At 69.3% G+C, this 26,884-nt stretch carries 23 protein-coding genes; 17 read left to right on the forward strand and 6 right to left on the reverse strand.

Annotation, left to right across the window (positions count from 1 at the left end):
* Positions 1–237: 237 nt before the first annotated feature.
* Together Pflav_RS07705 and Pflav_RS07710 are read left to right on the forward strand one after the other, a co-directional pair.
* Positions 238–1,641 (forward strand): alpha/beta hydrolase, encoded by a 1,404-nt coding sequence (locus Pflav_RS07705; protein ID WP_232071055.1) that lies wholly within the window; start codon positions 238–240, stop codon positions 1,639–1,641.
* A 73-nt stretch (positions 1,642–1,714) separates the two neighbouring features.
* Positions 1,715–2,590: an SDR family oxidoreductase gene (locus tag Pflav_RS07710; protein WP_173034868.1), complete on the forward strand. Its 876-nt coding sequence runs from the start codon at positions 1,715–1,717 to the stop codon at positions 2,588–2,590.
* A 50-nt stretch (positions 2,591–2,640) separates the two neighbouring features.
* Here Pflav_RS07710 and Pflav_RS07715 read toward each other — a convergent pair whose 3' ends face one another.
* The 3 genes from Pflav_RS07715 to Pflav_RS07725 all read right to left on the reverse strand — a co-directional run bounded on the left by Pflav_RS07715 (position 2,641) and on the right by Pflav_RS07725 (position 5,056).
* Positions 2,641–3,411, reverse strand: coding sequence for a hypothetical protein (locus Pflav_RS07715; protein ID WP_173034870.1), 771 nt, complete (start codon positions 3,409–3,411; stop codon positions 2,641–2,643).
* Positions 3,412–3,605: 194 nt separating this feature from the next.
* The gene (locus tag Pflav_RS07720) at positions 3,606–4,277 is read right to left on the reverse strand and encodes a hypothetical protein (RefSeq protein ID WP_173034872.1); all 672 of its coding nucleotides are present in this window, start codon (positions 4,275–4,277) and stop codon (positions 3,606–3,608) included.
* Between the two features lie 200 nt (positions 4,278–4,477).
* Positions 4,478–5,056 carry a TetR/AcrR family transcriptional regulator gene (locus tag Pflav_RS07725; RefSeq protein ID WP_173034874.1) on the reverse strand — a complete coding sequence of 193 codons (579 nt, stop codon included), beginning with the start codon at positions 5,054–5,056 and terminating at the stop codon, positions 4,478–4,480.
* A 96-nt stretch (positions 5,057–5,152) separates the two neighbouring features.
* Between Pflav_RS07725 and Pflav_RS07730 the strand changes: the two genes are divergently transcribed.
* The 5 genes from Pflav_RS07730 (at position 5,153) to Pflav_RS07750 (ending at position 8,710) form a co-directional block, all read left to right on the forward strand.
* Positions 5,153–5,917 carry an SDR family NAD(P)-dependent oxidoreductase gene (locus Pflav_RS07730; RefSeq protein WP_173034876.1) on the forward strand — a complete coding sequence of 255 codons (765 nt, stop codon included), beginning with the start codon at positions 5,153–5,155 and terminating at the stop codon, positions 5,915–5,917.
* A 5-nt stretch (positions 5,918–5,922) separates the two neighbouring features.
* Positions 5,923–6,405 (forward strand): nuclear transport factor 2 family protein, encoded by a 483-nt coding sequence (locus tag Pflav_RS07735; protein WP_173034878.1) that lies wholly within the window; start codon positions 5,923–5,925, stop codon positions 6,403–6,405.
* 365 nt (positions 6,406–6,770) lie between these two features.
* Positions 6,771–7,016, forward strand: coding sequence for a hypothetical protein (locus tag Pflav_RS07740; protein WP_197938185.1), 246 nt, complete (start codon positions 6,771–6,773; stop codon positions 7,014–7,016).
* Between the two features lie 116 nt (positions 7,017–7,132).
* Positions 7,133–7,576 (forward strand): DUF5990 family protein, encoded by a 444-nt coding sequence (locus tag Pflav_RS07745; protein ID WP_173034880.1) that lies wholly within the window; start codon positions 7,133–7,135, stop codon positions 7,574–7,576.
* Between the two features lie 81 nt (positions 7,577–7,657).
* Positions 7,658–8,710, forward strand: a complete 1,053-nt coding sequence (locus Pflav_RS07750; protein WP_415624312.1) for an SCO6745 family protein — start codon at positions 7,658–7,660, stop codon at positions 8,708–8,710.
* Here the strand turns inward: Pflav_RS07750 and Pflav_RS07755 are convergent.
* Positions 8,659–9,972 carry a glycosyltransferase gene (locus Pflav_RS07755; protein WP_173034882.1) on the reverse strand — a complete coding sequence of 438 codons (1,314 nt, stop codon included), beginning with the start codon at positions 9,970–9,972 and terminating at the stop codon, positions 8,659–8,661. The genes Pflav_RS07750 and Pflav_RS07755 overlap by 52 nt on opposite strands.
* A gap of 605 nt (positions 9,973–10,577) precedes the next feature.
* Here Pflav_RS07755 and Pflav_RS07760 point away from each other — a divergent pair.
* A complete protein-coding gene (locus Pflav_RS07760; RefSeq protein WP_173034884.1) occupies positions 10,578–13,706 on the forward strand; it encodes an amidase family protein in 3,129 nt (1,042 codons plus the stop codon).
* A 267-nt stretch (positions 13,707–13,973) separates the two neighbouring features.
* Positions 13,974–15,140: an MFS transporter gene (locus Pflav_RS07765; RefSeq protein WP_232071056.1), complete on the forward strand. Its 1,167-nt coding sequence runs from the start codon at positions 13,974–13,976 to the stop codon at positions 15,138–15,140.
* Positions 15,141–15,332: 192 nt separating this feature from the next.
* On the opposite strand, the gene Pflav_RS07770 is transcribed toward Pflav_RS07765, so the two are convergent.
* Positions 15,333–16,310 (reverse strand): zinc-binding dehydrogenase, encoded by a 978-nt coding sequence (locus Pflav_RS07770; protein ID WP_197938187.1) that lies wholly within the window; start codon positions 16,308–16,310, stop codon positions 15,333–15,335.
* A 105-nt stretch (positions 16,311–16,415) separates the two neighbouring features.
* Here Pflav_RS07770 and Pflav_RS07775 point away from each other — a divergent pair, with 105 nt between their 5' ends.
* The 7 genes from Pflav_RS07775 (at position 16,416) to Pflav_RS07805 (ending at position 20,683) form a co-directional block, all read left to right on the forward strand.
* Positions 16,416–16,835, forward strand: coding sequence for a MerR family transcriptional regulator (locus Pflav_RS07775; protein WP_232071058.1), 420 nt, complete (start codon positions 16,416–16,418; stop codon positions 16,833–16,835).
* A gap of 85 nt (positions 16,836–16,920) precedes the next feature.
* Positions 16,921–17,274, forward strand: coding sequence for a hypothetical protein (locus Pflav_RS07780; protein WP_173034888.1), 354 nt, complete (start codon positions 16,921–16,923; stop codon positions 17,272–17,274).
* A gap of 197 nt (positions 17,275–17,471) precedes the next feature.
* The gene (locus Pflav_RS07785) at positions 17,472–17,918 is read left to right on the forward strand and encodes a hypothetical protein (RefSeq protein WP_173034890.1); all 447 of its coding nucleotides are present in this window, start codon (positions 17,472–17,474) and stop codon (positions 17,916–17,918) included.
* A gap of 70 nt (positions 17,919–17,988) precedes the next feature.
* Positions 17,989–18,735 carry an MBL fold metallo-hydrolase gene (locus Pflav_RS07790; protein WP_173034892.1) on the forward strand — a complete coding sequence of 249 codons (747 nt, stop codon included), beginning with the start codon at positions 17,989–17,991 and terminating at the stop codon, positions 18,733–18,735.
* Between the two features lie 116 nt (positions 18,736–18,851).
* A complete protein-coding gene (locus Pflav_RS07795; RefSeq protein WP_173034894.1) occupies positions 18,852–19,679 on the forward strand; it encodes a helix-turn-helix domain-containing protein in 828 nt (275 codons plus the stop codon).
* A gap of 46 nt (positions 19,680–19,725) precedes the next feature.
* Positions 19,726–20,136, forward strand: coding sequence for an SRPBCC family protein (locus tag Pflav_RS07800; protein WP_173034896.1), 411 nt, complete (start codon positions 19,726–19,728; stop codon positions 20,134–20,136).
* Positions 20,137–20,158: 22 nt separating this feature from the next.
* Positions 20,159–20,683: a hypothetical protein gene (locus Pflav_RS07805; protein WP_173034898.1), complete on the forward strand. Its 525-nt coding sequence runs from the start codon at positions 20,159–20,161 to the stop codon at positions 20,681–20,683.
* A 248-nt stretch (positions 20,684–20,931) separates the two neighbouring features.
* Here Pflav_RS07805 and Pflav_RS07810 read toward each other — a convergent pair whose 3' ends face one another.
* Positions 20,932–24,387, reverse strand: coding sequence for a PQQ-dependent sugar dehydrogenase (locus Pflav_RS07810; RefSeq protein WP_173034900.1), 3,456 nt, complete (start codon positions 24,385–24,387; stop codon positions 20,932–20,934).
* A gap of 240 nt (positions 24,388–24,627) precedes the next feature.
* Between Pflav_RS07810 and Pflav_RS07815 the strand changes: the two genes are divergently transcribed.
* A complete protein-coding gene (locus Pflav_RS07815; protein WP_232071062.1) occupies positions 24,628–26,880 on the forward strand; it encodes an MMPL family transporter in 2,253 nt (750 codons plus the stop codon).
* Positions 26,881–26,884: the final 4 nt, after the last annotated feature.

The raw sequence follows: 26,884 nt of genomic DNA on the forward strand, positions 1-26,884 counted from the left end.
GCAGAAACCGTGTTCCTGCCACAGGGTCAAGCCCAATGTGGAACAGGCCGACGGCTGACTCTCATATTCGTGATCATGGGTACGGCCAGCACCAAATGAGGCCGGTCACAGACCGGACCGTCTTGACTCTGTGGTGACGACATGGTTTCCACTGGCGCCATGTTGACGATGAGCCAGTTGCGGGCGGCCTTGTCAGTGACCCTCGCCGTAACCGTCGCCGCGGGGACAATCGCGTCGGTGCCTGGGGTGTCGGAAGCGGCGACGCCGAGCACGCTCCAGTGGGAGCCGTGCCCGGCGGACAGCGGCTCGTCCACACTGGAATGCACGACGGTCGAGGTGCCGCTGGACTACCGGGATCCGGAGGGACGTAGGATCGACATTGCGATCTCCCGCCTGGCCAGCAAGAAGCCGTCGCAGCGCCGCGGTGTGCTGCTGACCAACCCGGGTGGCCCCGGCGGTTCGGGACTCGATTACCCCAGCCTGCTGGTGAACCCCGTCTTCCCGCAGCCCTTGCCCCAGAGTGTCCAGGACCAGTATGACGTGATCGGGTTCGACCCCCGCGGTGTGGGCCAGAGCGCGCCGGTGACGTGTGACTACACGCCGGGCCAGCTCGCGCGGCTCAACCTGCCGTACCCGCGAAGCTCGGCCGACGTGCTGAAGGACGCCGAGATCGCGAAGACGATCGCCCGGCAGTGTTCGTCGTCGGAGACCGCCGGGATGCTGCCGTACATCACCACCGCGAACACCGCGCGGGACATGGACCGGATCCGGCAGGCGCTGGGCGAGCCGAAGATCTCCTACCTCGGCTCCTCGTATGGCACCTACCTCGGCGCCGTCTACACGACGATGTTCCCGGAGCGCAGCGACCGGTTCGTGCTCGACAGCAACCTGGGTCCGGGCGGATACGACCACACGGCCTTCCAAAGGTTGGCCCCCGGCATGGAGCAGCGGTTCCCGGACTTCGCGAAGTTCGCCGCGGCCAACCCGCAGTACGGACTGGGCACAACGCCGGAGCAGGTGCGCGCGACGTTCTTCGAACTCGCCGCGCGGCTGGAGAAGACACCGGTGCAAGGCATGGACGGCTCGTTGTTCCGCGGGACCACGTTCGACCTGCTCTACAGCGACGTGGGCTTCACCACGCTGGCCTCGATCTGGCAGGCGCTCGACACCGGCCAGCCGTTGCCACCCATGCCGCCTACGAGTGGCCTGGACAACTCATTCTCCAGTCGCCTGCACGTGCTCTGCGGTGATTCGAGCTGGCCGCGAACGGTCCGCGGCTACCAGCGTGACGTTGCCGTCTACCGGGTGAAGTACCCATTGATCGGTGCGGCCGCGGCCAACATCGGGCCGTGCGCGTTCTGGCCCTCCCCGGTCGAGCGGCCGGTGCGCATCGGTGACCGAGGGCCGTCGAACGTGCTCATGGTGCAGAACCTCCGCGACCCCGGTACCCCGCTGGTCGGTGCCCGTGAGCTCAGGAAGGCGTTCGGCGACCGGGCCAGGCTGGTCACGGCCGACCAGGGCGGCCACGGGGCGTACGTGCTGTTCGCCAGGAACAGGTGCGCGAACGACACGGTGACGACCTTCCTGACCACGGGGCAACGTCCCGCACACGACCGCGTCTGCGCGGCCGAGCCCAACTGAAGCGTGGCTCTGTGTCTGACCGGGTTCGGCCCGGCGCGGTGAATCGACAAGTTCAGCAGGGACGGGGAGTCGAGTGACCAGCTATGCGGTGACGGGGTCGGCGTCGGGGATCGGCGCCGCGGTGGCAGGGCGACTCCGCGCCGCCGGGCACTGCGTGATCGGGGTGGATCTGCACGACGCCGACATCGTCGCCGACCTCGGCACACCGGAAGGCCGCTCGGCGGCGGCCGCCGCAGTGCTCGAGCGGTCCGGTGGCCTACTCGACGGCGCGGTCCTCGCCGCCGGGATCGGCCCAACACCCGGTCCTGACCGACCGCGGAAAATCGCGCAGATCAACCATCTGGGCACGGTCGAGCTGCTGACTGCCCTGCGGCCGGCGCTCGCGGCGAGCGGCGATTCCCGAGCCGTGGTGTTCGGCAGCAACTCGGCGACCGTCACTCCTGGAGTGCCCCGCTGGGTGGTCCGCGCCCTGCGCGCCGGTCACATTGACCGAGCGGTGCGGACGCTACGACTTTTCGGGCCGGTCGCACCGAACATCGCCTACGCGGCGTCGAAGATCGCGGTGACCGACTGGGCACGCCGCGCGGCCGTGACTTCGGCGTGGGCCGGCGCCGGGATCCGGCTCAACGTGCTCGCCCCAGGACCGGTGCAGACTCCCCTGCTCGACGAGGAACTCGCGAACCCGGCAGCGGTCGCGGCCAGAGCGTTCCGCGCCTTCCCCATCCCGGTCGGTGGAGTGGGCGACCCCGGACACCTCGCCGACTGGGTGATGATGATGCTCTCGCCAGCGGCAGCGTTCCTGTGTGGCAGCGTCGTCGTCGTTGACGGCGGCTCCGAGGCGTGGCTCCGCCGCGGCGAGTGGCCCCGGCCCGTCGCCCTCCGGCAGGTGCCTCGCTACCTATGGCGCTATCGATCCTTCTCCCGGTCCTCGCCCTCCGGATCACGCTGAACCGTCGAGGCCATCGCGGTCGACCCACTCGACCATCTACGCAGCGTCCGTCAGCTCGCTTCCGGCGAGGTCAGCGCCCGACACAGACGTTCGTACTCCTGCGGCGTTCCGATCGCCGTGCGGTACTGCGGATAGAACAGGTAGTGGTTGATCGCCGCCGCGATGAACGCCGGATGGGTCGCCACCATCTGCGGCAATGACACATCGCGTGCCTTCGGCCGCAACCTGGCCGCGCCGCGTCGCCGCACAAGATCGGATCGGGCCAAGCCGATCCGGTTAACCGCCCACCCCGGCCGCACATGCGGATACGGGCCAACCGCGATCGCCTCCCACGGCACCACGTGCGTGCCGAGGCGTTCGAACAGACCCACGCCATCCGGTCGCAACTCGATCCGGGCCCGATCACGGAACGACGCCAGGACCATGAGCGCCACCAAGACCACGACCGGCACCAGTACGACGAGTGTCACGATGGCAAACACGACATCGTCGGAATTGCCCTCCGTAAGATCGCGCAACGTCGAGCCGGCCGCCGACGTCAACAGCGCGAGTGCCCCGGACGTCAGCGCGGCGACCTGAAGTGCCGCGGGCGGTGCGACGAATGCACCATCGCGGACGTCAAAAGCGGCCGAAAACGCCGACCGCCTCATCGCCCACCAGCCCAAAGCCAGCAACCCGATGGCCACCACGAACGGCATGAGCACACTAACCGTGAAACTCCACCACGCCAGGGACCGGTCGAACCGCCAGCCGCCACCAAGCAGCCACACTCCACCCAACACTGCCGTGGCCGCGATCAGCAGCCGGGCACGCACGACCATCGCATGCAGTCTGGAACCCACCGGCAACTCCGGCAAGGCCCCAAAGCGGGAGACAAGTCAAGCCCTCAAGAGGTTCACAAGGGGGACACTATCCATGGGAGCACAAGTACAAGCGGCCCGACCACGGCCAACCGCCATCCCGCGCCTGTTCCGCAACATGAACCTACGGCCGCGGCATAGCACCGAACAGTGCCCTACCAACAAGATCGACTTGCGTAGTGCAGAGAAGGCTGGTGCGTAACGCCAGCGACGACCCAGCCCATACCGAACCGCAGTGACGCTGCAACTGCTAGGCGGCCGACCCCTCGATCGCTTAGAATCTGCCTCACGCTGCCGTCCAGCATGGGTCGGTTTCCGACGAGGATCACCTCGCCATCGATCCTGTAACGATACGGTCGATTGCTGCCACACAAGCCTTCTTTATACCGACTTTGATAGATTGAGATCTTGGTTGCCAAGCGATCCGTATCGCGTGGGTTCCACACCGCCAGCGTGAATCGGTCGTAGGTTCGACCATCATCGGAACTAACCTTCTGAACTGAACCGGATGCGATCTCAACCCGATCATGCTTCGGAAAACCCATCAGGGTGTGGACTATGTAGTTTCCGCTGTTGCTTGCCAGCAAGCCGTACCCAACGGAAAAGATCATGATCGTAGCGGCGAATACTGGCGTGATTACCGCGAGGTGTGGCCTGCCGGACCGACGGAATAACCACCACGGCGTAACGAGAACTCCGGCCATGAACGCTACGGCGATCATGACGCCGGAAAATGGCCGTCCGGCAACGATGCTGGCGGGGACGCCAATCAACGCCACCCCCGCGCCAACGACGGCGAGGGTTCGGTTTAGCTTCGTGTCAGACATGCAGTCCTCCTCCACAAGGGAGCGAAGGTAACCCCAGGCTAGTGGGCCGCCGCAACTCCAATTCGCCGCCGCCGTCGACGTACACGGCCGAGCAGATGGCTGAGAAAACCCGCCGCGTTCCGGCGTGGCGAGCCAAGGCGGGGTCCAGTCTGGCCTTGCCCATCTCGTTGAGCCGGTGGATGACCGGCCGGATCGCAGCCTTAACGGTCAGGGGTTGGGCGTAGGGCGTCGATGAGGAGGTCCACCAGGCGGGTGGCTTGTTCCTGCTGATCGGGTTCGCCGACGATGAGGGAGATCCCGCCGAGCGCGGTGAGTACGTCGAATGCGGCGATGTCGTCGCGGATGGTTCCTTCGGCGACGCCGGCCGCGAGTAGGGTCGCGAGCGCGTCGCTGAGCCGGTCGCGGGTTTCGAGCCGTTGGTCCTCGTCGTGGGCGAGTGCGGCCTTGAGCGCGTCGGCCATGGCGCGTTTAGTGGCGAGGAACCCGAGGAAGGACCGCATCCAAGCGCGGAGTGCGGCGACAGGTGGGTGTTGCTCGCGCAGGTCCGTGACGGTCGCGCAGATCCGGTCGACCTCGCTGCGGTAGACGGCCCAGACGAGGTCCTCGCGAGTGGGGAAGCGGCGGTAGAGGGTGCCGATACCCACGCCCGCGTCCTTGGCGATCTCTCGGAGCGAGGTGTCGGCGCCGTTGCGGGCGAAGGCGCGGGTGGCGGCTGCCAGAACCCGGTCTTGGTTGATCTGCGCGTCGGCGCGTAGGTGCCCTTGAGCCCGCTGCGCCATTCGACCTCCTCACCGCTGCAAGCGGAGCGTGCTCCGGTTATGGTTGATGGTAAGCGGACGCTGCTCCGCTTATAGGATTCTATCCGGGGGCGAGCTATGGCTGAATCGTTGAAGGGCACGGTGGCCCTGGTTACCGGCGCGAGCAGCGGGATCGGTGCCGCCACGGCACAGACCCTGGCCGCCAGCGGCGCCACGGTCGCCCTGTTGGCACGGCGCGCGGATCGACTCCGCGCCCTCGCACAACAGATCCGCGCCGAAGGCGCGCAAGCGCTGGTACTGGAAGTGGACATCACGGACCCGGGCCAGGCGGAAGCGGCGGTTCAGCGCACCGTCGACGAACTCGGCAGGTTAGACACGGTGGTGAACAACGCTGGTGTGAGTTTCATCGGCCCGGTCGCGCAGGCTTCGGCACAGGAGTGGGACCGGATGGTCGCGGTCAACATCGAGGGTGTGCTGCACATGACCCGGGCCGCGGTGCCGCACCTCATCCGCGCCGCCCAGGACTCGCCGCGCCGGGTAGCGGACGTGGTCACGATCAGCTCGACCGCAGGCCGGGTCGCCCGAGCCGGGCAGGCCGTCTACGCCCTGACCAAGTCCGGCGTGATCGCCTTCTCCGAGGCCCTACGGCAGGAGTTGCAGCCGATGCGGGTACGCGTCGGCGTGGTGGAACCCGGAACCGTGGACACCGAGCTCGCCTCACACATGCCTGACGGGGTGCGGGAAGCGGTTGCCCGGCAGCTCGAGGGCCTGGAGTTGCTGGAAGCGCAGGACATCGCCGACGCCGTCGCCTACATGGTCACCCGGAAACGGCGGGTAGCGGTCAACGAGATGCTCGTTCGAGCAGCAGAGCAGACGTGGTGAGTGACATGACCGAACAACGCGCTTCCCTGCCCGCACTCGTCAGCGACGCGGACCACCTGGCCCTGTCCCGGCTCGTCGTCGAAAGCGGCTGGCGGGTCGACGCCGGCCAGGCCAGCACCGTGCACGAACTCTTCGTCGATGACGGCATCCTCGACACCGGCCAGCCTGCCCAAGGCCGCGACGCGATCCGCGCCTGGGGTGAGGAACTCGACCGGAACAACCCGTACCCCGGCATCCGGCACCTGGCCTCGAACATGCGGTTCGTCGCCACCGCCACCGGCACCGACCCCGACGGCCGCGACACCGCCGAAGGCGTCACCGTGCTCACGGTGTACCTCAACGACGCGGACGGCCGACCGGTCAGCACCCCGTGGGTCGTCGGAGAGGACCACGACCGCTTCGTACGCACCGAAACCGGCTGGCGCTTCACCCACCGCACCTGGACCCAACTGTTCAGCCGAGACGCGGCCCCGCCTGACCACAGTTGAGGCATCAATACCGGAGTCCGCACCACGACCTCAACAGACTCCAAAGCGCTCCTAATATCTCCGTTTCGCCTTGTGCTGCATCCGAACGTCATCTCCTGGTCAGTCGGCCTCGATCCGACTGCGTTGCCACGTGTCGTTCGCGTCGAGCCAGGCCTGTTCGCCGGGTCGCAGATCGGCGACCTCACGGATAAGGGGCCAGCGCCGCCGCGCGTAGATCACCCCGGGCTGCCGTCACCGCCAGCCAACCGGACCGAAAACAACGTACGGCAACCCACCGTCAACGCCGCACGCGATGACGCCAGGTGGGCGCAGGGTTGCGGCAGATCCCGGGCGTCTGCGGCCGATCCTCTGACAGGCTTCAGAACATGGACATCAGAGCGGTCGACCAGCGTGACCAGACCTGGGAGATCTCGCAGCCGAAGTACCGGGTCTACTTCCACGACAAGACCGGCGCAGCCAACGAGCACGAGATCGAGAGGGCCGACGTCGCTGAAGTGATCGCCTGGGCGGAAGCACAGCGGAACGGTCGAACCTTTATTTTGTATGCCTGTGTGCCCCGCGACGGACTCGGACTCCTACGCCTGGCGGGCAGTGACTCCAACGCACCCTGATCGCGGCATGAGCGGACGTTCGCGCCCGATTGGTGGCCGGCCAGGAGCTTGCCGGATTCGCGCCAGCCGGCAGACCGCCGAGCGGGTGGCACGAGATGCTCTCCTAGAGTGCGGGTGTGCGCATCCGGATTGAGGGCAGCGATCTGCCGGGCCGCCGTGGCGGGACCGAGGCTTTGGCGCTGCGGCGAGGCAATGTGCAGGTAGGCGTGCAGCGCCGGGCCGAGGTCGTCGATCGGTTTCCGGCCGACGCGGAGTCGGTGATGTGGGAGTTCGAGGTCGCCAGCCGTGAGATCGACGGTCTGCTGGATGTCGGTGGGCCGTATGTGCATGGCCGGCCCGGTGCGCGGTTCCTCTATCTGTGCTGGGGCGCCGTCAACGGCAACGAGTTCGCCATGTTCAGGCGAGTCAAGCTCATGTTCGGCGACGTGCCGACCGAACTGCTGCGTGCGGCGCACGACGGCGACGGGATGCTCGTCGGCCGGCTCGGCCTGACCGACGGCAAGGGCGAGCCGCGAGCCGCGCGCGTGCGGCCACCCGACATCGTGTGGAACGTGCATTGACCGTTGGCGACGGCGGCCGTCGTTGGGGCCTGATCTCGAAGGCGGGCTGGCCGGTTCGTGGGATGGGCGTGCGTACATGGGATGAGACGCTGGTTGCGTGAGGACCGTGCGGAAGATGTGGACGCTTTTCGAACCCGTGCACGCCGTCACGTACTTCGCGGCCGAGGCGCGGCAGGCGTTCGAGGCGGTTGGGTTACGCGGCTACTGGCGGGGTACTTCGCCGGGCGGACGGCCCCGCTCGGGCCGGTCGGGGCGGCACCGGTCATCGCTGTCTTCTTCAACTTCGCGCCTGCCATGGTCGCCCGCGCCTTGCCCGACGTCTGGGAGCGGGCCAGCCCGGCACAGACGCTCACGGCCCGGCTGGCCGGGGCCACCGGCGCGTTGGCCCGGCTCACCGATGGCATTCCAACCAGCGCAGTCGGGGCTGCCGCCGACTTGTTGACCGAAGCCGTCAGCCGCCTCGACCTGGCCGGCCGGCCACTCGGCGCCGCCAACGCAGCGCTGCCGGTGCCGCGGGACCCGCTGGCTCGGCTCTGGCAGGCCGCCACCACACTGCGCGAGCATCGAGGCGATGGGCACGTCGGCGCCCTGGTCGCAGCGGGGCTAAGTGGCTGCGAGCCGCTGGTTTGGCGGGCCGCACGGGACCTCGGCCGGGAGGTCCTGCAACCGAACCGAGGCTGGACCGACGAGGAGTGGAACGCCGCGACCGGACGGCTTGTCGAGCGCGGCTGGCTCGACGGGCACCACACTCCCACGGCCACCGGTGTCGCCGCATACGAACGGATCGAGGATGTGACCGACAACGCCGCCGCAACAGCCTGGACCGGCGTCGATCCGGAACGTGCCTCCGCCCTGCTAGCCCCGATCGCCCATGCCTGCCGCGCTGCACTGCCCCTAGCCAACCCGATCGGGCTGCCCGCGCACGGCAGCGACAGCACCGCCGCCCGGCCAGACCCGGGCGGGACGACGAGGGTGACGGCTTCGGCGAGGGCGGAAAGCAGGGCGATTGGCGGGAGCGGGGATTTGACGCCGCTCCCGCCAAGCCTGTCTCGGTGCTCCCAGTCGTGCTCACCGCGCTTTCCTCAGGCGGAGACTTCCTCTCCGGTCTGCGGCTGGTGGACCACCAGGCGGTAGTCCGCGACCAGTCGTGAAATGTGGTAGCGACGCGTCACCTCGTCGGCCGCCTGGGAGCCGAGCCGGCGGCTAAGGTCATGATCGAGGAGCAGGCGGCGTATGGCGGCGGCCACCCCCGCGTAGTCGGTCGGGTCGACGAGCAACCCGGTCTTGCCATCGACCACCTGCAGGGCCAGGCCGCCGACCGCCGACGCCACCACCGGACGGCCCTTGTGCATAGCCTCGGTGACGGTCAGGCCGAAGCCCTCCTCAAGGCTCTTCTGCAGCACCACGTCGGCCCGCCGTTGCAGGGCGTTGATCAGCAGGGCGTTCCGCTGTGGGTCACGCATCGACAGGGTTACCAGATGCGCCCGCCGTCGTTCGGTCTCGGGCAGATCGCGGTACGCGGCGCGGACCTCCGCCAGGATGGCCACTCCCTCTGGATCGTCCGTAACCTCATAGGGATCCGGCCCGGCCAGGATCAGGTGGGCGTCCTGCGGCATGCCGGGCAGGCAGCGCAGCACTCCGGTCATGTCCTTCAGCGGATCCCACCGCGACACTTGCAGCACCATCGGCGCGTTCGGGGGCAATGGCCCGACCTGGTCGATCGTGGCGGACGAGTCGTCGCCGGCCGCCGTCCCGACCAACCCGATCCCGGTAAGCAGCGCGTCGACCTCGGCGGTGGTGAGCGGCCGGTTCTTCGGCGAGTCGGGGTCGATCGCCGGGGCGACGACGTGCCGTCGCCGGGGGAACCCGGGCGGACCGAACTCGGGTCGCGTGGCCAGCACGATATCTACGTCATCGAATTCGGGGGCGAGAAACCGCCACACGTGGTCCGGCTTGGTGGCTGACTCGTCGGTCGTGCCGATGTGGCAATGCCACACGACTCGGATCCCACGCGCCGCCAGCATGGGCGCCAGCCCGAGCGTCTGCGGATCGTGCAGGACGACGGTGTCACCCTCACGTAGCTGCCCGGCCAGCCAATGCCCCTGCGGCCGCAACACCGACCGGTACAGCGTCCCCGCGTCCACGCCCCGCAGTGGTGCGGGGTCACCCTTACCGTGTAGCAGGTGGTGCAGGGTCTTCGTCAGGGCGAAGAACTCCGGGTTGCCGGAGACCACAGCCCATCCGACCGCGGTGCCGTCGTCGTGCTGTGCCGGGATGAGTCGGTGGAGCAGCTCGGCGACCCCACCGCCGGTCGAGGTGGTGTTGACGTGGACCAGTAGCGGACGGTCGTTGCTCACAGGCTGCCGTACCCAGCGCGGATCCGGTACGGCGGTCACCGCGTACGCCCCTTGCTCATAGCAACTCTTCCTTTCGTCGTCGAATCGGGTTCACACCCGCAGGCAGAACCCAGACATGTGTCGCCGACGAGGCCGGGCGGGTAGTGGGGCGAATCGCCAGCCGGATCCGATCGGCCAGGTGCGGTAGTACGGCCGAGCTCCGTAAGGCACGCGGCGTCGGTTGGGAAAGCGCGGAAGGTTTGAGCCGACCGTCGACGCGTTCGCGGTTGCTCGGGGCGGGTAGTCCGCGCATCGCTGAACCACCCATCGAGATCAATCGAGTGATCTCTATGCGCTCGCAGCATACGCTGCCTTATGGCCGCACCGCAACGGACTGCTGTTAAGGCCTGTTCCAGACCTATGCCGAGGCCGCGCATACCACCAGTGTCCAATTCGGAAGCTGGCCGGTCAGGACTTGGCAGTCCAGATCGATCGCAGCGAGCACATTGGACACGGACTCGAGCCGGCCGGTGGCCAGGGGACATCGCGGCGGATGCGACAGCTGCCGGAGACGGCGGCCAGTAGTTCAGTCAGTTGTGAGTGTCCACTTGCTCCGCGCGGGCGTACCGTTCGTCGCGGCGGAGGCTAGCGGATCGGGGGAGAGCATGCGTGCGCATCGTCTGGTGCTGATCGCGGCGGTTGTGGCCCTGGGAATAGGCCTGGTGCCGGCGCGAGCCGCTGCCGACCGGCCATTGGACCTTGAGATGACCTCGGCGACGCAGCTTGGGGCGATGATGGCCTCCGGGCGGCTCAGCAGCTACAAGCTCACCCGCGAGTACCTCGAGCGGATCGCGGCGGTCAACCAGCGTGGTCCCGCGCTCAACGCCGTCCGCTCGCTCAATCCGGACGCGCTGGAGGAGGCGCGCGAGTCGGACCGGGTCCGGCGCCGGTCAGGCCCGCGCGGCCCGCTCGAAGGGCTGCCCGTGCTGCTTAAGGACAACGTCGATGTGGCTGGGATGCCGAGCACGGCGGGGTCCATTGTGCTCGAGCACTCGGTGCCGGACAGGGATGCGACCGTCGTGCGGAAGCTGCGCGCCGCCGGAGCCGTGATCCTGGGCAAGGTCAACCTGACGGAGTTCGCCGCCTACGTGTCCAACAATCAGCAGAGTGGCAACAGCTCGCTGGGTGGGCAGGTTCTGAACCCCTACGACACGGCCGCCGATCCCGGCGGCTCGTCCAGCGGCTCCGGTGTCGCCGCCGCCGCGGGCCTCGCCGCGCTGACGATCGGCTCCGACAGCGAGGGTTCGATCATCTCGCCGGCGAGCCAGAACGGCGTCGTGGGCATTCGCCCGTCGACCGGGCTGTGGAGCCGCCATGGCGTCGTGCCGATCTCCGACACTCAGGACACGCTCGGCCCGCTCACACAGACGGTGTCCGACGCAGCCCTGCTGCTCGGGCCGCTGACCGGCGTCGATCCTGCGGACCCCAAGACCGCCGCCAGCGCCGGCGTGGCCGGCACCGACTACACGAAGGCGCTCAAAGCGGATGCGCTGCGGGGAGCGCGGATCGGCGTCATGGGATCCAACAACGCCCAGTACAACGCCGCCCGGGCCGAGGTGGAGAGCCTCGGGGCGACCGTCGTGCAGATCCCGGTGCCCAACTTCCCGACCGCTGATCCGATCCTGCCGCGCGAGTTCCGCCGCGACCTCACCAATTACCTCACGCAGCTGCCGCCCAGCGCGCCGATCAAGAGCTTCGACGAGGCCTATGCCTATCTGAAGGCGCACCCCGAGGAGGGGCTCAAGTACGGCGACTCGCGCATGGGGCCGTCATCGATGTTCCATCTCGAGATCCCGTCGGAGCAGGCCGAGTACGAGGCGACGCGCGACGCCGAGATCGCCCGGGCGAAGGTTTATCTCGACGGCCTGCTGGATCAGGGCCCCGGCCCCGCCGACGACCTCGACGCCGTCCTGCAACTACAGCTCGGGTTGATCAGCCCGGCGTCGTTCGCCGGCTACCCGATCGTCAGCGTCCCCGGTGGCTACTCCGCCAGCACGAACAACCCGGTCAACGTCACGTTCGTCGGGCGGCGCTTCTCCGAGTTCAACCTGATCGGCTACGCCTATGCGTACGAGCAGGCGACGCACAACCGGCGGCCGCCCTCCGAGGTCAACCCGGCGAGCTGGCGCTGCGTGCCCGGGCCGCGCTTCAAACCGCATTCGTGCCCGCCGTTCAGCGGCTCCGCCGGCCCGCTGAGCGACGCACTCGTCCCGCCGACGCTGGACCTTCAGCGCCTGACGATCGCCGAGGTCCAGCGTCGCTTCGCCGCCGGCACGCTGACGAGCGCGCAGCTGGTGCGGGCCTACCTCGATCGCATCCGCTTCGTCAACGCGCAGGGGCCGGGGATCAACGCCGTGCGGGCGATCGACCCGAGCGCGACCGCCCAAGCCGCGGAGGCCGACAAGAAGCGGCGCCGCGGCGTCGCGGGCGGGCCGCTGGCTGGGATTCCGGTGCTGGTGAGCGACACCATCGACGTGGCGGGGATGCCGACCACCGCGGGCTCGCTCGCGCTCGAGCACAACGTGGCGCGGCACGACGCGCAGCTCGTGCAGCGGCTGCGCCGGGCGGGCGCGATCATCCTCGGCAAGGCCAACGTCACCGAGTTGTCGGGGATGATGAGCACGAGCATGCCCGCCGGCTACGGCGGGCTGAGCGGGCAGGTGCTCAACCCGTACGACGTGCGTTCGTCGCTCAACGGCTCCAACGCCGGAGCTGTCGCCGCGGCGGCCGCCGGCCTCGCGGCGGTGACGGTCGGCGTCGAGGCCGACGCGACCACGACCGGCAGCGGCGGCAACGCGGGCAACCCCGCTTCGCCGTCGATCGTCGTACCCGCGACCGCCGGTGGCGTCGTGGGGATGCGGCCGACGTACGGGCTGATCGGTCGCACGGGCGTCCTGCCGGTGGCGCGAAGCCAGGAGACGCCGGGGCCGATCGGCCGCACGGTCCCCGACGTAGCCACGCTGCTCACCGCGCTGGTCGGGCCCGACCCCCACGACGACGCCGCGGCCGGCGCGCAGCCGGCCGACTACACCGCGGCGCTCGACAAGACCGCGCTGGCCGGCAAGCGGATCGGCGTGATCGCGCCCACGAGCGGCGTCTCGGTGCAGCCGTTCGCGAACGCGGTGGCGCTCGTGACGAGCCTCGGCGCGACGGCGGTCCCGCTCACCGCGCCGGCGCGGCCGCGGACGCCGAGCGTGGTGGACCGCGAGCTGGGCCGCGACGTCGCCGGCTACCTGGCGAGCCACCGCGGGCCCGTGCGCTCACTGGCCGACATCGTGGCGTTCAATAACGCGCACGCGGCGGACGAGCTGAAGTTCGGCCAGGGGCGGCTCGATGCGGCCGCGATGATCGACCTGTCCGATCCCGCCACCGCCGCCGGCTATCAGGCCGATCTCACCGCCGGCCGGGCGGCCTCGCGCGCCTACATCGACAATCTGCTGGCCAACGGCGGCGCGCCGGTCGACGCGATCCTCTCGCCGACGGCGACGTTCGCCGAGGTCGGCACGCGGGCCGGCTACCCGCAGATCTCGGTGCCTGCGGGCTACGACCCCACGCGGCGCCGCCCGGTGGCGATCTCGTTCACCGGTACCGGCGGCGACGACGCGAAGCTGATCGCCTACGCCTACGCCTACGAGCGCGCGGCCCAGATCCATCAGCCGCCGTCCGTGATCAACCCGCAGACCTGGCACTGCGTCGCCCCGATCGTCTACGTCCCGCGCACCTGCGGACCGTGAGCCCCCGCTAGCCCACGTCGGTAGGCCTGCACCCGCGCGGCGGGCGTGTGCACAGGGACTGAAGAGCGACTGGACGACCCCGTACCAGCAGTGAATGGGGGCAGGGAACGTCGTCAACTGGTTGTCCAGTGGACGGAGGGAGGATCCGACCCCGGGACTGCCCCCTGCTGCTAGGACGGGACGATGCATCGACAGGCGTACGAAGCTCAGTGTGTTGCGGCGGAAGGCCGGCACACCTCCGCGAGGGCACCCGTCCGCAATCCGAAGTTGACGCTGTTCGCGCTGGCCCTGGGCACCTTCGCGATTGGCACCGGAGAGTTCGGCAGCAACGGCATCATCCAGCTCTTCTCGGCCGACCTGGACGTGTCGATTCCGGCCGCGACGAACGCGATAACCGCGTATGCCTTCGGGGTGATAATCGGCTCACCCGCCATCACCCTGCTCGCCGCCCGGGTCTACCGGCGCGACCTGCTGCTCGGCCTCATGGTGCTGTTCCTGGTCGGCAATGGGCTGTCCGCGCTGGCGCCCAACATCGCGGCGCTCGTCGTGTTCCGCTTCGTCGCGGGCAGTGTGCAGGGCGCGTTCTTCGGCGCGGGCGCTGTCGTCGCCGCCTACGTGTACGGCCCGGGCCGCGGCGGTAAGGCGTTCGCAACGGTGATGGGTGGCCTCACCGTCGCCACCATCGTCGGGTCGCCGCTCGGCACCTTCGTCGGCCAGGCCGCGGGCTGGCGCGTCATGTACTGGACCGTGGTCGCCGTTGGCCTGCTCGCCACGGTCGCGTTGGCGGCCTGGCTGCCGCGCACCGACGACCTGCGCGGCAATCCGATCGCGAACGAGCTGAGCGCCCTGCGGCGGCGGGGCGTCTGGCTGATGGTCACCGTCGCGGCCCTCGGCATATCCAGCATCTTCGCGGTCTATACGTTCATCGGCCCGTTCGTCACCGACGCGGCGCGGCGGGACGCCTCGCTGATCCCGGTGGCGCTGGCAATCTTCGGTCTGGGCATGGCGGTGGGCAACCACCTTGGCGGCCGGGTCGCCGACCGTTACGAGAACAGCGGCCTCGTCTACGGCTACGGCGGTGTCCTGGCCCTCCTGGTGCTGATCGGCGTGGCCGGCGACAACCTGGCGATCCTGCTGCCCTGCCTGTTTGGTGTCGGCGCCACCATGATGTTCGCGATCCCCACCATCCAGGTACGGCTGACCGGCTTCGCCCCCGATGCTCCGACCCTGATGGGCGCGCTCAACCTGGCGGCGCTCAACCTGGCCAACTCCCTCGGCGCGATCGGCGGTGCGATCACCCTCGACGCCGGCTGGGGATCGCTGTCGACCGTCTGGGCCGGCTTCGTCCTCACCACGGCCGGTCTGCTGCTGTACATCGCCGCCGTCGCCCGGGCCAGACCGGCCGCCCTCGACCTGGCCCTGCGCCGGGCCTAAGGGCGTGATGCCCCACGAAGCCTCGCTGTGCGGCCGTTCGGGGTTTTCGCCGGCGGCGATTAGCAGGGTGGCGGCGGTGTCTGAGCCGACGCCGTAGCGTTGCGGCAGGGTCGGATTGTGGGCGGTGACGGTCTCGGTGATCCGGGCGGTGAGGTCGTCGATCGCTGTGCTGAGCCGAGGATCGGCCCATCTTCACGTTCGCCGTAAATCACGCGGGGTGGTGATCAGGGTTTTGCCGAACACGGTGCGGCTTTCGATCGCGGCGTGCGCCGCACCAGCCTGATCCAGCGGAAAAGTCTGCCCTATGACCGGCGCGATCACGCCTGCGGCTGCCTCGCGCAGCGCCTGCTCGAGGTAATTCGAACGGTTACGCCCGGCCAGTTGCGCTGCCTCGATACCGGTCACCGCAATGCCCCGCTCGTTGGCGGCCTGCCTGTCAAGGTACGCGAAACGCCCGCTGGGTGAGCCGTGTGCAGAGAAGCGTCCCCCGCGGGCGACCAGCGTGAAAGCGGCCTCACCGAGCTGGCCGCCGACATTGTCCAGCACCACGTCGGCGCCGTGCCGGCCGAGTACCGCTTGGGCTTGCTCGATCCAGTCCGGCCGCGCGGAGTCGATCAACGCATCAGGGTGAAGTCGAGCGACCCGCTCCAGCTTCGCGCCGCGGGCGACCGCGACCACCCGGCCGGCGCGAGCGCGGGCGAGTTGTACGCACAGCACTCCCAAGCCGCCGCTGGCCCCGACCACGAGCACCCCGTCCCCTGGGCCGACCTTCGTCACGTCGAACAGGGCAAGCGCGGTCACCCCGTCGTGCAGCAACGCGGCAGCCGTCGTGAGGTTGACGCCGTCGGGCACGGTCACCACCGCCTCGGCGGCCACTACGGTCTGGTCGGCGTACCCACCCACCCCCGGGGTATGGGCCGCCACCCTGCGGCCGCGCAGCTCCTGATCGACTCCTGCACCGACCTGCACAATCTGCCCTGCGACCCCGCCGCCCGGCACATACGGCGGGCGCATCGGCCAATACTCCTGGGCCGCCCCGGAGCGCACCGCCGTCTCCAGCCACAACGTGTCGATCACCTCGACACCGATAACGACTTCGCCGGGGCCTGGCACCGGATCGGGCATCTCGACCAGCTGGAACACCTCCGGGCCACCGAATTTCGACACCACGGCCGCTCGCACTGCACCCACACTCCGTTCTGCCGCTTGTTTTCACACGCCTGATCGCCGGGGCCCCGTCCTGCGAGCCATGGTCGCTACGCTAGAAGTTCAACAATGGTTGAAGTCAAGCATCCGGAGGTCACCATGACCGGCAGCGTCACTGCGCAGCCCTCCTTGACGGTGGGGGATCTGGCGCGGGCCAGCGGTGTGGCGCCTTCCGCCGTGCGGTTCTACGAAACACACGGCCTGCTCACCAGCGAACGCACCCCAGGAAACCAACGCCGATTTCGGGAACCAGACGTCTGCCGAGCCAAGATCATCCGCGTGGCCCAACGTGTGGGGCTGTCCGTCGCAGAGATCCGAGGCATCCTCGCCGAGCTTCCCACCGATCCGTCACTCCATGACTGGCAGCACCTGGCCACACGCATAGCGACCGAAGCGAACTACCGCATACAACAGCTGCGGCGAGTTCTCGAAGACATCACAAGCGGGCAAAAACTGTGTGAGCTCCCACCTGACGACCGGACTCCCTGACCTGCGGAACGGCCCCCCACGGGCGGGGGAGCGCCGGGCGGCCACGCCAACACCGGCGTAGCGTCGCTGTGTATACGATGCGCCAGTGCAGCGGATCGAGGTGACCGGTGAGGGCATCACGGTGACGTTAGTGACCGAGCCGCTGGTTTCGATGTACGGCAAGGAGATGCGGCCGGGTGCTACCAGTGTCTACGCGTTGCCCTGGGATGAGATCTCCGGCGTCTCGCTCTCGGTGACCGAGCTTGCGCCCGACGGCGAACGCTGGGTTGATCTGACGGTGGACGTCACCTGGGGTGAGTACTTCGAGGTACACCAGGACGCCGAAGGCTTCGCGGACGCCGTGCGTGAGGTGTGCCGGTTGTCCGGGCTCCCGGTGCCCGACACGGCGGTCTTGACCACGGCCGCGCAGGTTATCTGGCCAGGCCCCGGACCGGCTTGAGCCGACGCACGGGGCATGCGCTCTTTGGGGCGAACAGGCTCAGCTGCGCGCTCATGCCGCCGATAGCGTGCGTTCGTGCTCGCTGCCTGCTGTCGCCGGGCCGCAGGCTTCTCGGGTTTGGTGTTTGCCCGTGAGCATGTCTGGCGCGGCTGAACGCTGGATATGAGTGCGTGTCGCCGGACATCTATGGTCGTGGCGTGCATCGGGTTGCATGGGTCCTTGTCGTTGCCGCCGTGCTGGTTTGTGCCGCGTCGGCGTTTGTCCACCGGCCGTGGTCGGTGGCGGCCCCGATCGCTGCGGTCACGCTGCTTGTCGGCGGGCTGGTAGTGGCGTGGTTCAGCGGTCGCGGGATCGAGCGACGCTGGCGGGACGAAGCGATCAGCGCAACGCTGGAGGTCGAGCAGGCGGTCGCGGAGTTCACCCGGCGCGGCGCGACTCGCTACGCGATCGTCGGCAGGGTGGTCCGCCCGGGCCAGGAGCTGGACCTGCAACGATCGTTTCAGGCGTTCGTGCCCGTTGCCGACGCCCCGCGGCTGGTGGCTGGCGTCTTGCTGCCGGTAAGCGTGCTCGCGGGCGACGACGCGGTGCGCCTGCACCTGCACCCCGACCGCCCGGACAGGTTCGTGCTCCTTCAAGCACGCTAACGACCTTCTGGGCGCCAAGTCGGAAATACACGAGCCAGGGTTTCCGGTTGCGAGGCCCTATGCTGTATTGATGCGACAAGTCACGGTTCTTGGAAGCTGTGGCGCTTACCCAGAGCCCGGCAGGGCTTGCAGTGGTTTCCTGGTGGAATGGGACGGCTTCCGTCTGGTGCTTGACCTCGGCTACGCGACCCTGCCGCGCTTGCTGGCTCATTGTCCAGACGGTGCGGTGGACGCCGTTGTCATCACTCATGAACACCCTGACCATTGCATCGATCTACATGGGTTGTTTCGGATGCGTCTCTACGGTGGAGGGGACGGCTCCAGGGTGCCGCTGTATTGCACGCCGGGTGTGTTGACTCGTCTCGGCGGCTTGGAGCCCGACGTTGACCTGCGTGCCGTTTTCGACGTCCACGAGCTCCCGGGGACGTATCGAGCTGGTCCGTTTGAGCTGAGCGGTGTCCTGCTTCCCCACTATGTGCCCAACGCCGGCGTCCGCCTGCAGAATGACCAGGTCGTTCTCGCCTACACCGGCGACACGGGGCCAGACCCGCTTCTTGCTGAATTGGGTCGAGACAGCGACCTGTTCATCGTGGAAGCCACCGACAGGAAAGGCGAGCCGCAACAGCTTCACCGCAACCTACTTGCCTCCGAGGAGGCAGGGCACTGGGCCGCCCAGGCCGGCGCCCGCAGACTGATGCTCACTCATTTTTGGCCAGGCAACGATCGTGCTGCGTCCGCGGCTGCGGCCCGATCCGCGTTCGGCGGCGAGGTAATCATCGCCGATGAAGACCTCGTTGTTTCACTCGACCCGACCTGATCCTCGGCCGCCTTCACCCGAACCACAGCTCAGTCATGCCGCCGATAGTGCGCGCAGAGCCCAGTCGAGATTTCGGGTGATGTCCTTGACGCGCAACGGCGTGGTGCTATGGGCGGGTGGAGTTCACGTACGTGACGCGGCGCCCGCCCGCGCTCGCGCGGTGGGTGGAGTCGATCTGGTTCGCCCGCGGCCAGATCGACTACCCGCGCGAGCGGATCGCGCCGACCGGCTCCACGGTCGCGGTCGTCGTGCTTGGCGATCCGATTCGCTTGGTGGCCGGTGACGGTCCCGCGTTGGTTGCGCGCGGCGGCTTCCTGCTCGGTCCGCACGACCGGCCGGTGGTGAACGAGCCGCTTGGCGAGACCCACTGCGTCGGGGTCGTGACCACGCCGGTCGGGTGCCAGGCCCTGCTCGGCGTGGCACCGGCGACGGTACGCGGCCGGGTCGTCGACCTGCTGGCCGCGTGGCCGGCTGCCGTACCTTTGCGCCGGGCGCTGCTGGCCGGGGGCACGCCTGAGGAGGCGCTCGATTCGTACCAGGGCGTGCTGGCGCCGGATGAGCCGGGCCCTGGCGTGCGGCGTTGCGAGGCCGCGGTCGCTGCGTTGAAGTCCGACCCGATGCGGCCGATCGCCGGACTCGCCGCGGAGCTGGGTGTGTCGCATGGGCACCTCGACCGCGAGTTCACGGCGATCGTCGGGCTCGCCCCGCGGATGCTCTCCCGGATCCTGCGGCTCCGCGCGCTGCTGGCGGAGATCGACGTCTACGGGCCGGTCGACTGGACCGGGCTGGCGGCGACGTACGGGTGGTTCGACCAGAGCCACTTCATCCGGGACTTCCGGCGGCATACCGGCGTGACCCCTCGCGCTACGTGGCCGCCCAGCGCGCCGCGTTCACCCCCGAGTTGGTGGAGCCGGGCTTCGTGCCAGAGCTGGACGTCGATGTGAAATCCGTCCAAGACGCGGGCCGGCTCGGGCGGGCACGCTCGCGACCGTGACAACAGCATTCACCGCGCACACCATCGTCGAACGGCCCACGCCCGAGGTGTGGGCGCGGCTTACCGACTGGCCCGCCGCACCCGCGTGGATGCCGGGCGTGCAGAGCGTGCGGGTCGACGGCACGCGGCTGACGTTCCGGGCGCGGGGGCGAGAGCGCGCCGGGCGGGTCGAGGTGGTTCAGCCGGGCCGCACGGTCGTGCTGCATTCGGCGCAGGGCGGGGTGACCGCCGCGTACACGTACACCTGCGAGCCGGACGGCGACCACACACGCGTGACGGTGACCGCCGACTGCCGCGCCGGCGGAGTGTGGCGGCCCTTCGGCAGCCTGCTGCGGGCAGCGATCCGCCGCGCCGACGGCGGCCAGCTTGTCGCCTTCAAACGCACGGTCGAAGCCGCCTACCGTTGACGTCGTCGGTACGCTGCGGCCTGTGTGGGAGGTCGTGGGTGCGCTGGGTTCAGCCGGCAGCGCCCTGCTCGCGGCGACGGCCGGGTTCGTCGCGTATCGGCTCTACAGGATCGAGTCTGAGCGTGATCGCCGCACGGAGATGCAACTGGCGAGGCAACAAGCGGCGTCCGTCGGCGTGTGGATTCGTAACGACGTGGAACCGCTGTTTCGTGATGAGGACGAGCCGGAACCCGCACCAGAACCGGAGCTGACGTTTGTAGCGGCGAACATGTCGACGCTTCCCGTCTACCGGCTGTCGGTGCACTTCGACCTGGGACAGGATAAGGCGCTGCGCGTGGTCACCCAGCGGGATGTCCTGCTGCCGGGCGAGCGTTTCGAGACGCAAGTTCCCACCGAGGTGGACGGCGAGCGCCGCCGTCCGGTGTTGACCTTCCGAGACAACGCGGGAGCGGAGTGGCGCCGCGATTCAACCGGCTACCTCGGCCTCGTAAGTGACGGCCGCGTGAATGGCTATGGCCTAGAAGACGAGTCTGTAGCCGACGGGTGAGGCCGGCGTTATCGTCCTCAGACGGTCCGCACATGGGCGTCGACTTGCACCGAACCCTCGACCGCGGCGGCGACCACCACGCGAACGCAAAGTCGGTGCGCCTCCGCGGCCGGCGATGACCGGCGCCGATGAGATCGGCGCCGGTCTGTGGCACGTGCTCGGTCGCCGTGCCGGCCGCGACGGCGCGCCCTAGCGCGACCAGTGCCGTGCCCAGGCTGGTGGGCACGGCACCGGTGTTCCGCCCGCCGCTACGAGGCGTAGATCGAGTACTTCGCGTTCCAGCGGTCGGACGTACCGAACGAGGATGGCCAGGTGCCGAACGGGCGCGAGCTCCAAGCGGCCTGGTTGGCGCTGCCGGTGTCGTAGCTCATGTTGTTGTCACCATTGGTGTTGTACATGAGCCAGTACGCCGTGTTCGGCGCCAGTGCCGCGGTGACCGGCCGGCTGTTCCACGAGTTGGCTGTCAGTGTCCCGGACGTGCTCGACGCCACCAGCGTGCCCGGCGAGCCGTTCACGTCGGCGTAGATCGCCACCTGGTACTGGTTGGCCGGCGCGGCCTGCACCGTCTTGAGGTAGACGGAGATCTGGCTGACGGTGAGCGCGGTGGCGCCGTTGACGAACCGCGAGCCGTTCATGTGGTTCATGTCGCCGAAGTCCGGGGTGCCGCCCACCTGGTCGTACCCGAATCGCGGGGCGCTCGGGTCGGTCGTGGTGAACGAGAACTGGTGGTTGGCCGCGAGCGCGTTGCCCGCCGCGTCGGTCACGCCGGTCCGGACGGTCACCGTGTACTGGGTCGAGGCGGCCAGCGCCGCGGACGGCGTGATCGTGGCCGCCTGGTTGGCCGCGTCGTAGGTGACGCTCCGGTTGACCAGCGTGCCGCCCGGACCGCGTAGTTCCAGGTTCGCCGGCGTGATGGTGCCCGCCGACATGCTCTCGCTGAACCGCACGGTGATCGGCGCGTTCAGGGCCACACCGGTGGCGCCGGCGGCCGGGGTCGTGGAGGTCACCGTCGGCGCGGCGGTGTCCGCGCCGGTGGTCGCGTAGATGGAGAACTTCGCGTTCCACCGGTTGGACGCGCCGAAGGTCGCCGGCCAGGTACCGAACGTCGTGGACGCGCTCCACGCGCCCTGGTTTGCCGTTCCGGTGTCGTAGCTCATGTTGTTGTCGCCGTTGGTGTTGTACATGAGCCAGTACGGCGTGTTGGCGGCCAGCGCGGCGGTGATCGGCCGGGTGTTCCACGAGTTGGCGGTCAGCGTGCCCGACGTGCTGTTGGCCACCCGGGCACCGGGCGAGCCGTTGGAGTCGGCGTAGATGGCGAGCTGGTACTGGTTGTTCGGCGCGGGCCGCACGGCGCTCATGTACACCGACATGGAGGTGACCGTCGTCGGGTCAGACCCGGTGACGAAGCGCGAGCCGTTCATGTGGTTCATGTCGCCGGAGTCCAGCGACGTGCCGACCTGGGTGTAGCCGATCTGCTGCGGCGTCTGGGTGGCCGTGTAGGTCGCGGTGTACGTGGTCGCCGCCGTGGGCGCGGTGATGACGTGGGTTTGCGCGCCGCCGTCGGACCACGAGGCGAACGCCGAGGAACCCTGCGGCGACGGCGCCGACACCGAGTTGGTCGAACCCTGGATCACGGTACGGGAGAACGGCGTGGCACCCGACGACGAGCCGACCGTGAGCTGGAGTCCGGACGGCACGGTGTCGAAGGTGAGGTTCACCGTCTTCGGGTCCAGCCGGCGCGTCACCGCGTGCGTCAGGCCGTCCTGGTCGGTGGCGAGGAGCTTGAGCTCCAAATAGGACGGGTACTCGTGGTCGGGCGCCTCGAACGACCCGGAGGCCACGCCGGTCCAGCCGCGGATCGCGTGCTCGTGGCAGTTTTCCGGCGTGGAGCAGTGGTGCATGACCAGGTCCCAGTTGAGGCGGGACGCGGGAAGGGTGCCCTGCTGCGGATCCGTGGCGTGGCCGGAGAACGTGATTGTGTTGCCGACCGCCCAGGTCGTGCTCGCGGCCGGTGTGTCGATTACCGCCGTCGGGGCCTCGTTGCCGGGCGTGATGGTGATCGTGCTCGTACCTGTCGCGTTCAACGTGTCGGTCACCGTCAGCCGCGCGGTGTAGGAGCCCGCCGTGCTGTAGGTGAACGTCGGGGTCGGCGCGGTGGAGTCGGTGACCCCGTCGTTGGTGAAGTCCCAGGCGTACCGCAGGCGACCCTCGTCGGCCGGATCGGGGTCGGAGGAGCCGGTGCCGTTGAAGGTCACGGTCAGCGGCGTCGGACCCTGCGTCGACGACGCCGCGATGACCGCGCTCGGCGGCTGGTTGCCCGGGAAGTAGCGCACCCGGCGGACGGTGCCACCCAGGTCGACGTAGTAGACCTCGCCGCCGGGGCCCACCTCCAGGTCGACCGGGCTGGCCGCGTCGGAGATGAACGTCTGCACGTTGGCCGGATCGGGAAGGCCGCCCGGCGTGGACGGCAGCGACGCCCAGACGCACCGGCGCGAGTAGTCGGCGAAGAAGACCGCGCCGTTGTACGCGGCCGGGTAGGGACCGCCGGCCGTCGGGTAGAAGGCCACGCCGGTCGAGGACGAGCTGCCGGTCGGGCAGGCCTCGCCCGTGACGAGCCGGCTGGAGTGGTTCCAGGCGACGAACGGCGCGGTGTGCGTACCCGCCGGCGCGGTGTACAGGGTTTCGCAGATCGGCAGGTTGGCGCTGTCGTACCCGGACTGCCGGGCGTTGCCCTCCCAGCAGGGCCAGCCGAAGTTGGTCACGCCCGCCGTGGGGTTGACCACCCGGTTGACCTCTTCCCAGGTGTTCCAGCCGGTGTCGGAGATCCAGACCTCGTTGGTGCCGGGCCGCATGGTGACCCGGTACGGGTTGCGCAGGCCGTTGGCGACGATCCGGCGGGTGTCCAGGTCGGCGGAGCCGATATTCGGGTTGCCGGCCGCGGCCGCGCCGGTGGCCGGGTCGAGCCGCAGCAGCGTACCGTCCAGTTGGGTCTCGTCGCTCGCGGTGCGGATGTCCTGCGATCGCAGCGCCCCGCCCTCGTTGGCCGGGTCGGCGCACGGGTTGGTCGGCGCGCCGGAGGGAAACTGTCCATAGTCGACCGCGCTGAAGCTCGCGCCGTCACCGGCGGCGACGTAGAGCATCCCGTCGGCGCCGAAGGCGAGGTCGCCGATGGAGTGGCTCGGAAACTGTTGGCACCAGTCGTGCAGCAGCACCTGCTCGCCGCCGGTCATCGAGTCGCCGCTGGCCTGGAGGCGGGAGAGCCGGCCGGTGACCACGCAGCGCCCGTCGTTCGCGTTGGCGCACACGTCGTTCCAGACCGGGGCGGTCTGTCCGGGTGGGGCGTCATAGGTGTACAGCACGTAGACGTACGGGCTGGTCGGGAAGTTGGGCGCCAGCGCCATCCCGAGCAGGCCCCGGTCCCACTGGTTGTGCACGTTGGCCGACAGGTCGGCGAACACGGTCGGGGTCGTGTCGGCGAGGTCCTCGAAGACCTTGATCCGGCCGCCCTTTTCGGCGACGAAGATGCGCCCGTCCGGCGCGAACTCCAGATCGACCGGCGAGCTGAGGCCGCTGAAGACGATCTGCTCCTGGAAACCGCTCGGCAGCGCGACCGCGGACGCGGGCGGCGGACCGATAAACGACGAAGACGCGAACACGGCCGCCAACGCGACGAACCCACCCAGCGCACGGCGAAGCACGGGCATTCCCCTCCCCAACTCGCGGAACCCCAAGTCGCGCGTTTCGAGCGGGACGGACGTCCGTCAGCGCCCGAAAGATCGGCGAATCGTAACGGGATACGGAATCCCCGAAGTGTCGGCTGCCCGACTCGACCGCCCACCCACCGGTCAAACCTGCCCGTCAGTCCGATGACGCACCTCGATCGGTGGGCGCGACCGCCCGGACGCGGGGTGGCGCCCCAAACACGAAGGTGCTTCCATGCCCCGGTGACGTGCGCCGCACTCGGCCGTTGGTGTGCCCGCTGGCGGTGGCCGGTGCTCGGCGCCTGGCTCGTCCTGTTCATCGCCGGGCTGGTCCTCGGGGGCCAGGTCTTCGACCGGCTCACCACCACCGACAGCCTGCGCCCGGACGCCGAGTCACAGCTCGCGGACCGGCGGGTTGACGCGTTGCGGCCCGAGGGTCCGTTGGTCATCGCCGTCGTCGGTGGGCGCGACGTGTACGACCAGGCGCTTGTCGACGAGGTCACGGCGGTCACCGCCGAGATCCGCGAGATGGACGGCGTCACGGAGGTCGAGGACCTGTACGGCGCCGCGGGCGGGCGGATCGGCGCCGACAACCGCAGTTCGCTGATCCGGGTCGAACTGGAGCGCGACCTGCCGGACGACCGGCGGGAGCAGGTGGAGGACGCGGTCGCCGGCGCGCTGCACCGCATCGACGCGCCCGAGGTACTGGTCGGCGGCGAGAAGCTCGCGGAGCGCGCGTTCGCCGACCAGGCCATCGCGGACGCGGCCCTCGGCGAGTCGGTCGCGATCGCCGTACTGCTGGTCGTGCTGGTGCTGATTCTCGGCGGTTTCGTGGCCGGCGCGATCCCGCTCGCCGCGGCGCTGGCCACCGTGTCGGTGACGCTGCTCGGCCTGTTCGGACTGACCGCGCTCACCGGCGTCAGCGAGTTCACCGTCAACGTGGTCACCCTGCTCGGCATCGGGCTCGCCGTCGACTACGCGCTGCTGGTAGTCGCCCGGTTCCGAGAGGAGCGCGACGCCGACCCCGACGCACCGGTCGCGGACCTTGTCGCACGCACCACCGCGACCGCCGGCCGCACCGTGCTGATCTCCGGGCTCGCCGTCGCCACGGCGATGGCTGCCCTGTACGCGTTCGCCGAACCGCTGCTCGGCGCGATGGCGCTGGGCGGCGCGGTCGCGGTGCTGCTGGCCACCCTGGCCGGCCTGACCGCCGTACCCGCGCTCATCGCCGCGGCGCACCGCCGCATCCCCGGGGCCCGCGATTCCACCCGGGTGCTCGCGTTCCGCCACGCGGTCGCGGCCGCGCTGCGTCGCCGCGCCGAACCCGGGCCGGGCCTTCTCGCGCGGCTCGCCGCATTCGCGCAGGGCCGGCCGGCGCCGACCGCCCTCGCCGTCACGGCCGGCCTTCTCTCGCTGTCGCTGCCGTTCATATTCGCGGTCAACCTCGAAAACTCCGACGCCCGCGCGCTGCCCGCCTCGGCCGAGACCCGCAAGCTGCAAGAGGTTGTACAGCGCGACTTCAGCGGCGGCCAGGCCGACCCAATCGTCGTGGTGGTCGACGCCGACCCGGCCGGTGCCCACGTCCGCGACTTCATGAACGCGGTCAACACACTGGACGGTGTGCTGCGGATACAGCCGCGGCCCGACATTCTCGCGCCGGCGGCCATCATCGACGTCACGCCGGAGGGCGAGACCGCCGGCCAGACCTCCCGCGACGTCGTACGCGCGATCCGGGCGCTGGACCCGCCGTTCCCGGTGCTCGTCGGCGGCGCCGCCGCGGAACTGGTCGACTACCGCGACTCGGTGGCCAACCGGTTCCCCATCGCGCTGCTGGTCATCCTGCTATCCACGGCGGTGCTGCTGTTCGTGCTGACCGGCTCGCTGGTGATGCCGGTCAAGGCGCTGCTGATGAACGCGCTCACCCTGCTCGCCACGCTCGGCGTGCTGGTCGTCGTCTTCCAGTGGGGCATCGGCGACGCGTTGCTCGGCTTCGACTCGTGGGGCGCGATCGACCTCACCACACCCCTCCTGCTCTTCGTGTTCGTGTTCGGGCTCTCGATGGACTACGAGGTGTTCCTGCTCGCCCGGATCAAGGAGGAGTGGGACGGGCGCGACCTCACCCGCCGCCGCACCGTAAGCCCCACGCGGGCCAGCGACCACGCCGTCCGCGCCGGCATCGAGAAGTCCGGACCGGTGGTCACCGCCGCCGCGCTGTGCATCGGCGTGGTGTTCCTCGGCTTCCTGCTCGGCGACCTGATCGCAGTCAAGGAGATCGGTTTCGCGATGGCGGTCGCGCTGCTGCTCGACGTCACGGTCGTCCGCGGCCTGCTTCTGCCGGCGCTGATGAACCTGCTCGGCGAGTGGAACTGGTGGGCGCCGGCGCCGCTGCGCCGGCTGCACGAACGCTGGTGCACGCCGCGTACCAGCAGCCCGGAGCCGGCGGCCACGCGGACCCCAGCCGTCCGGACGCCGGACAAGGACCGCGCGCTTCGGTAGGGAA

The sequence above is a fragment of the Phytohabitans flavus genome, from assembly GCF_011764545.1.
Classification (GTDB): domain Bacteria; phylum Actinomycetota; class Actinomycetes; order Mycobacteriales; family Micromonosporaceae; genus Phytohabitans; species Phytohabitans flavus.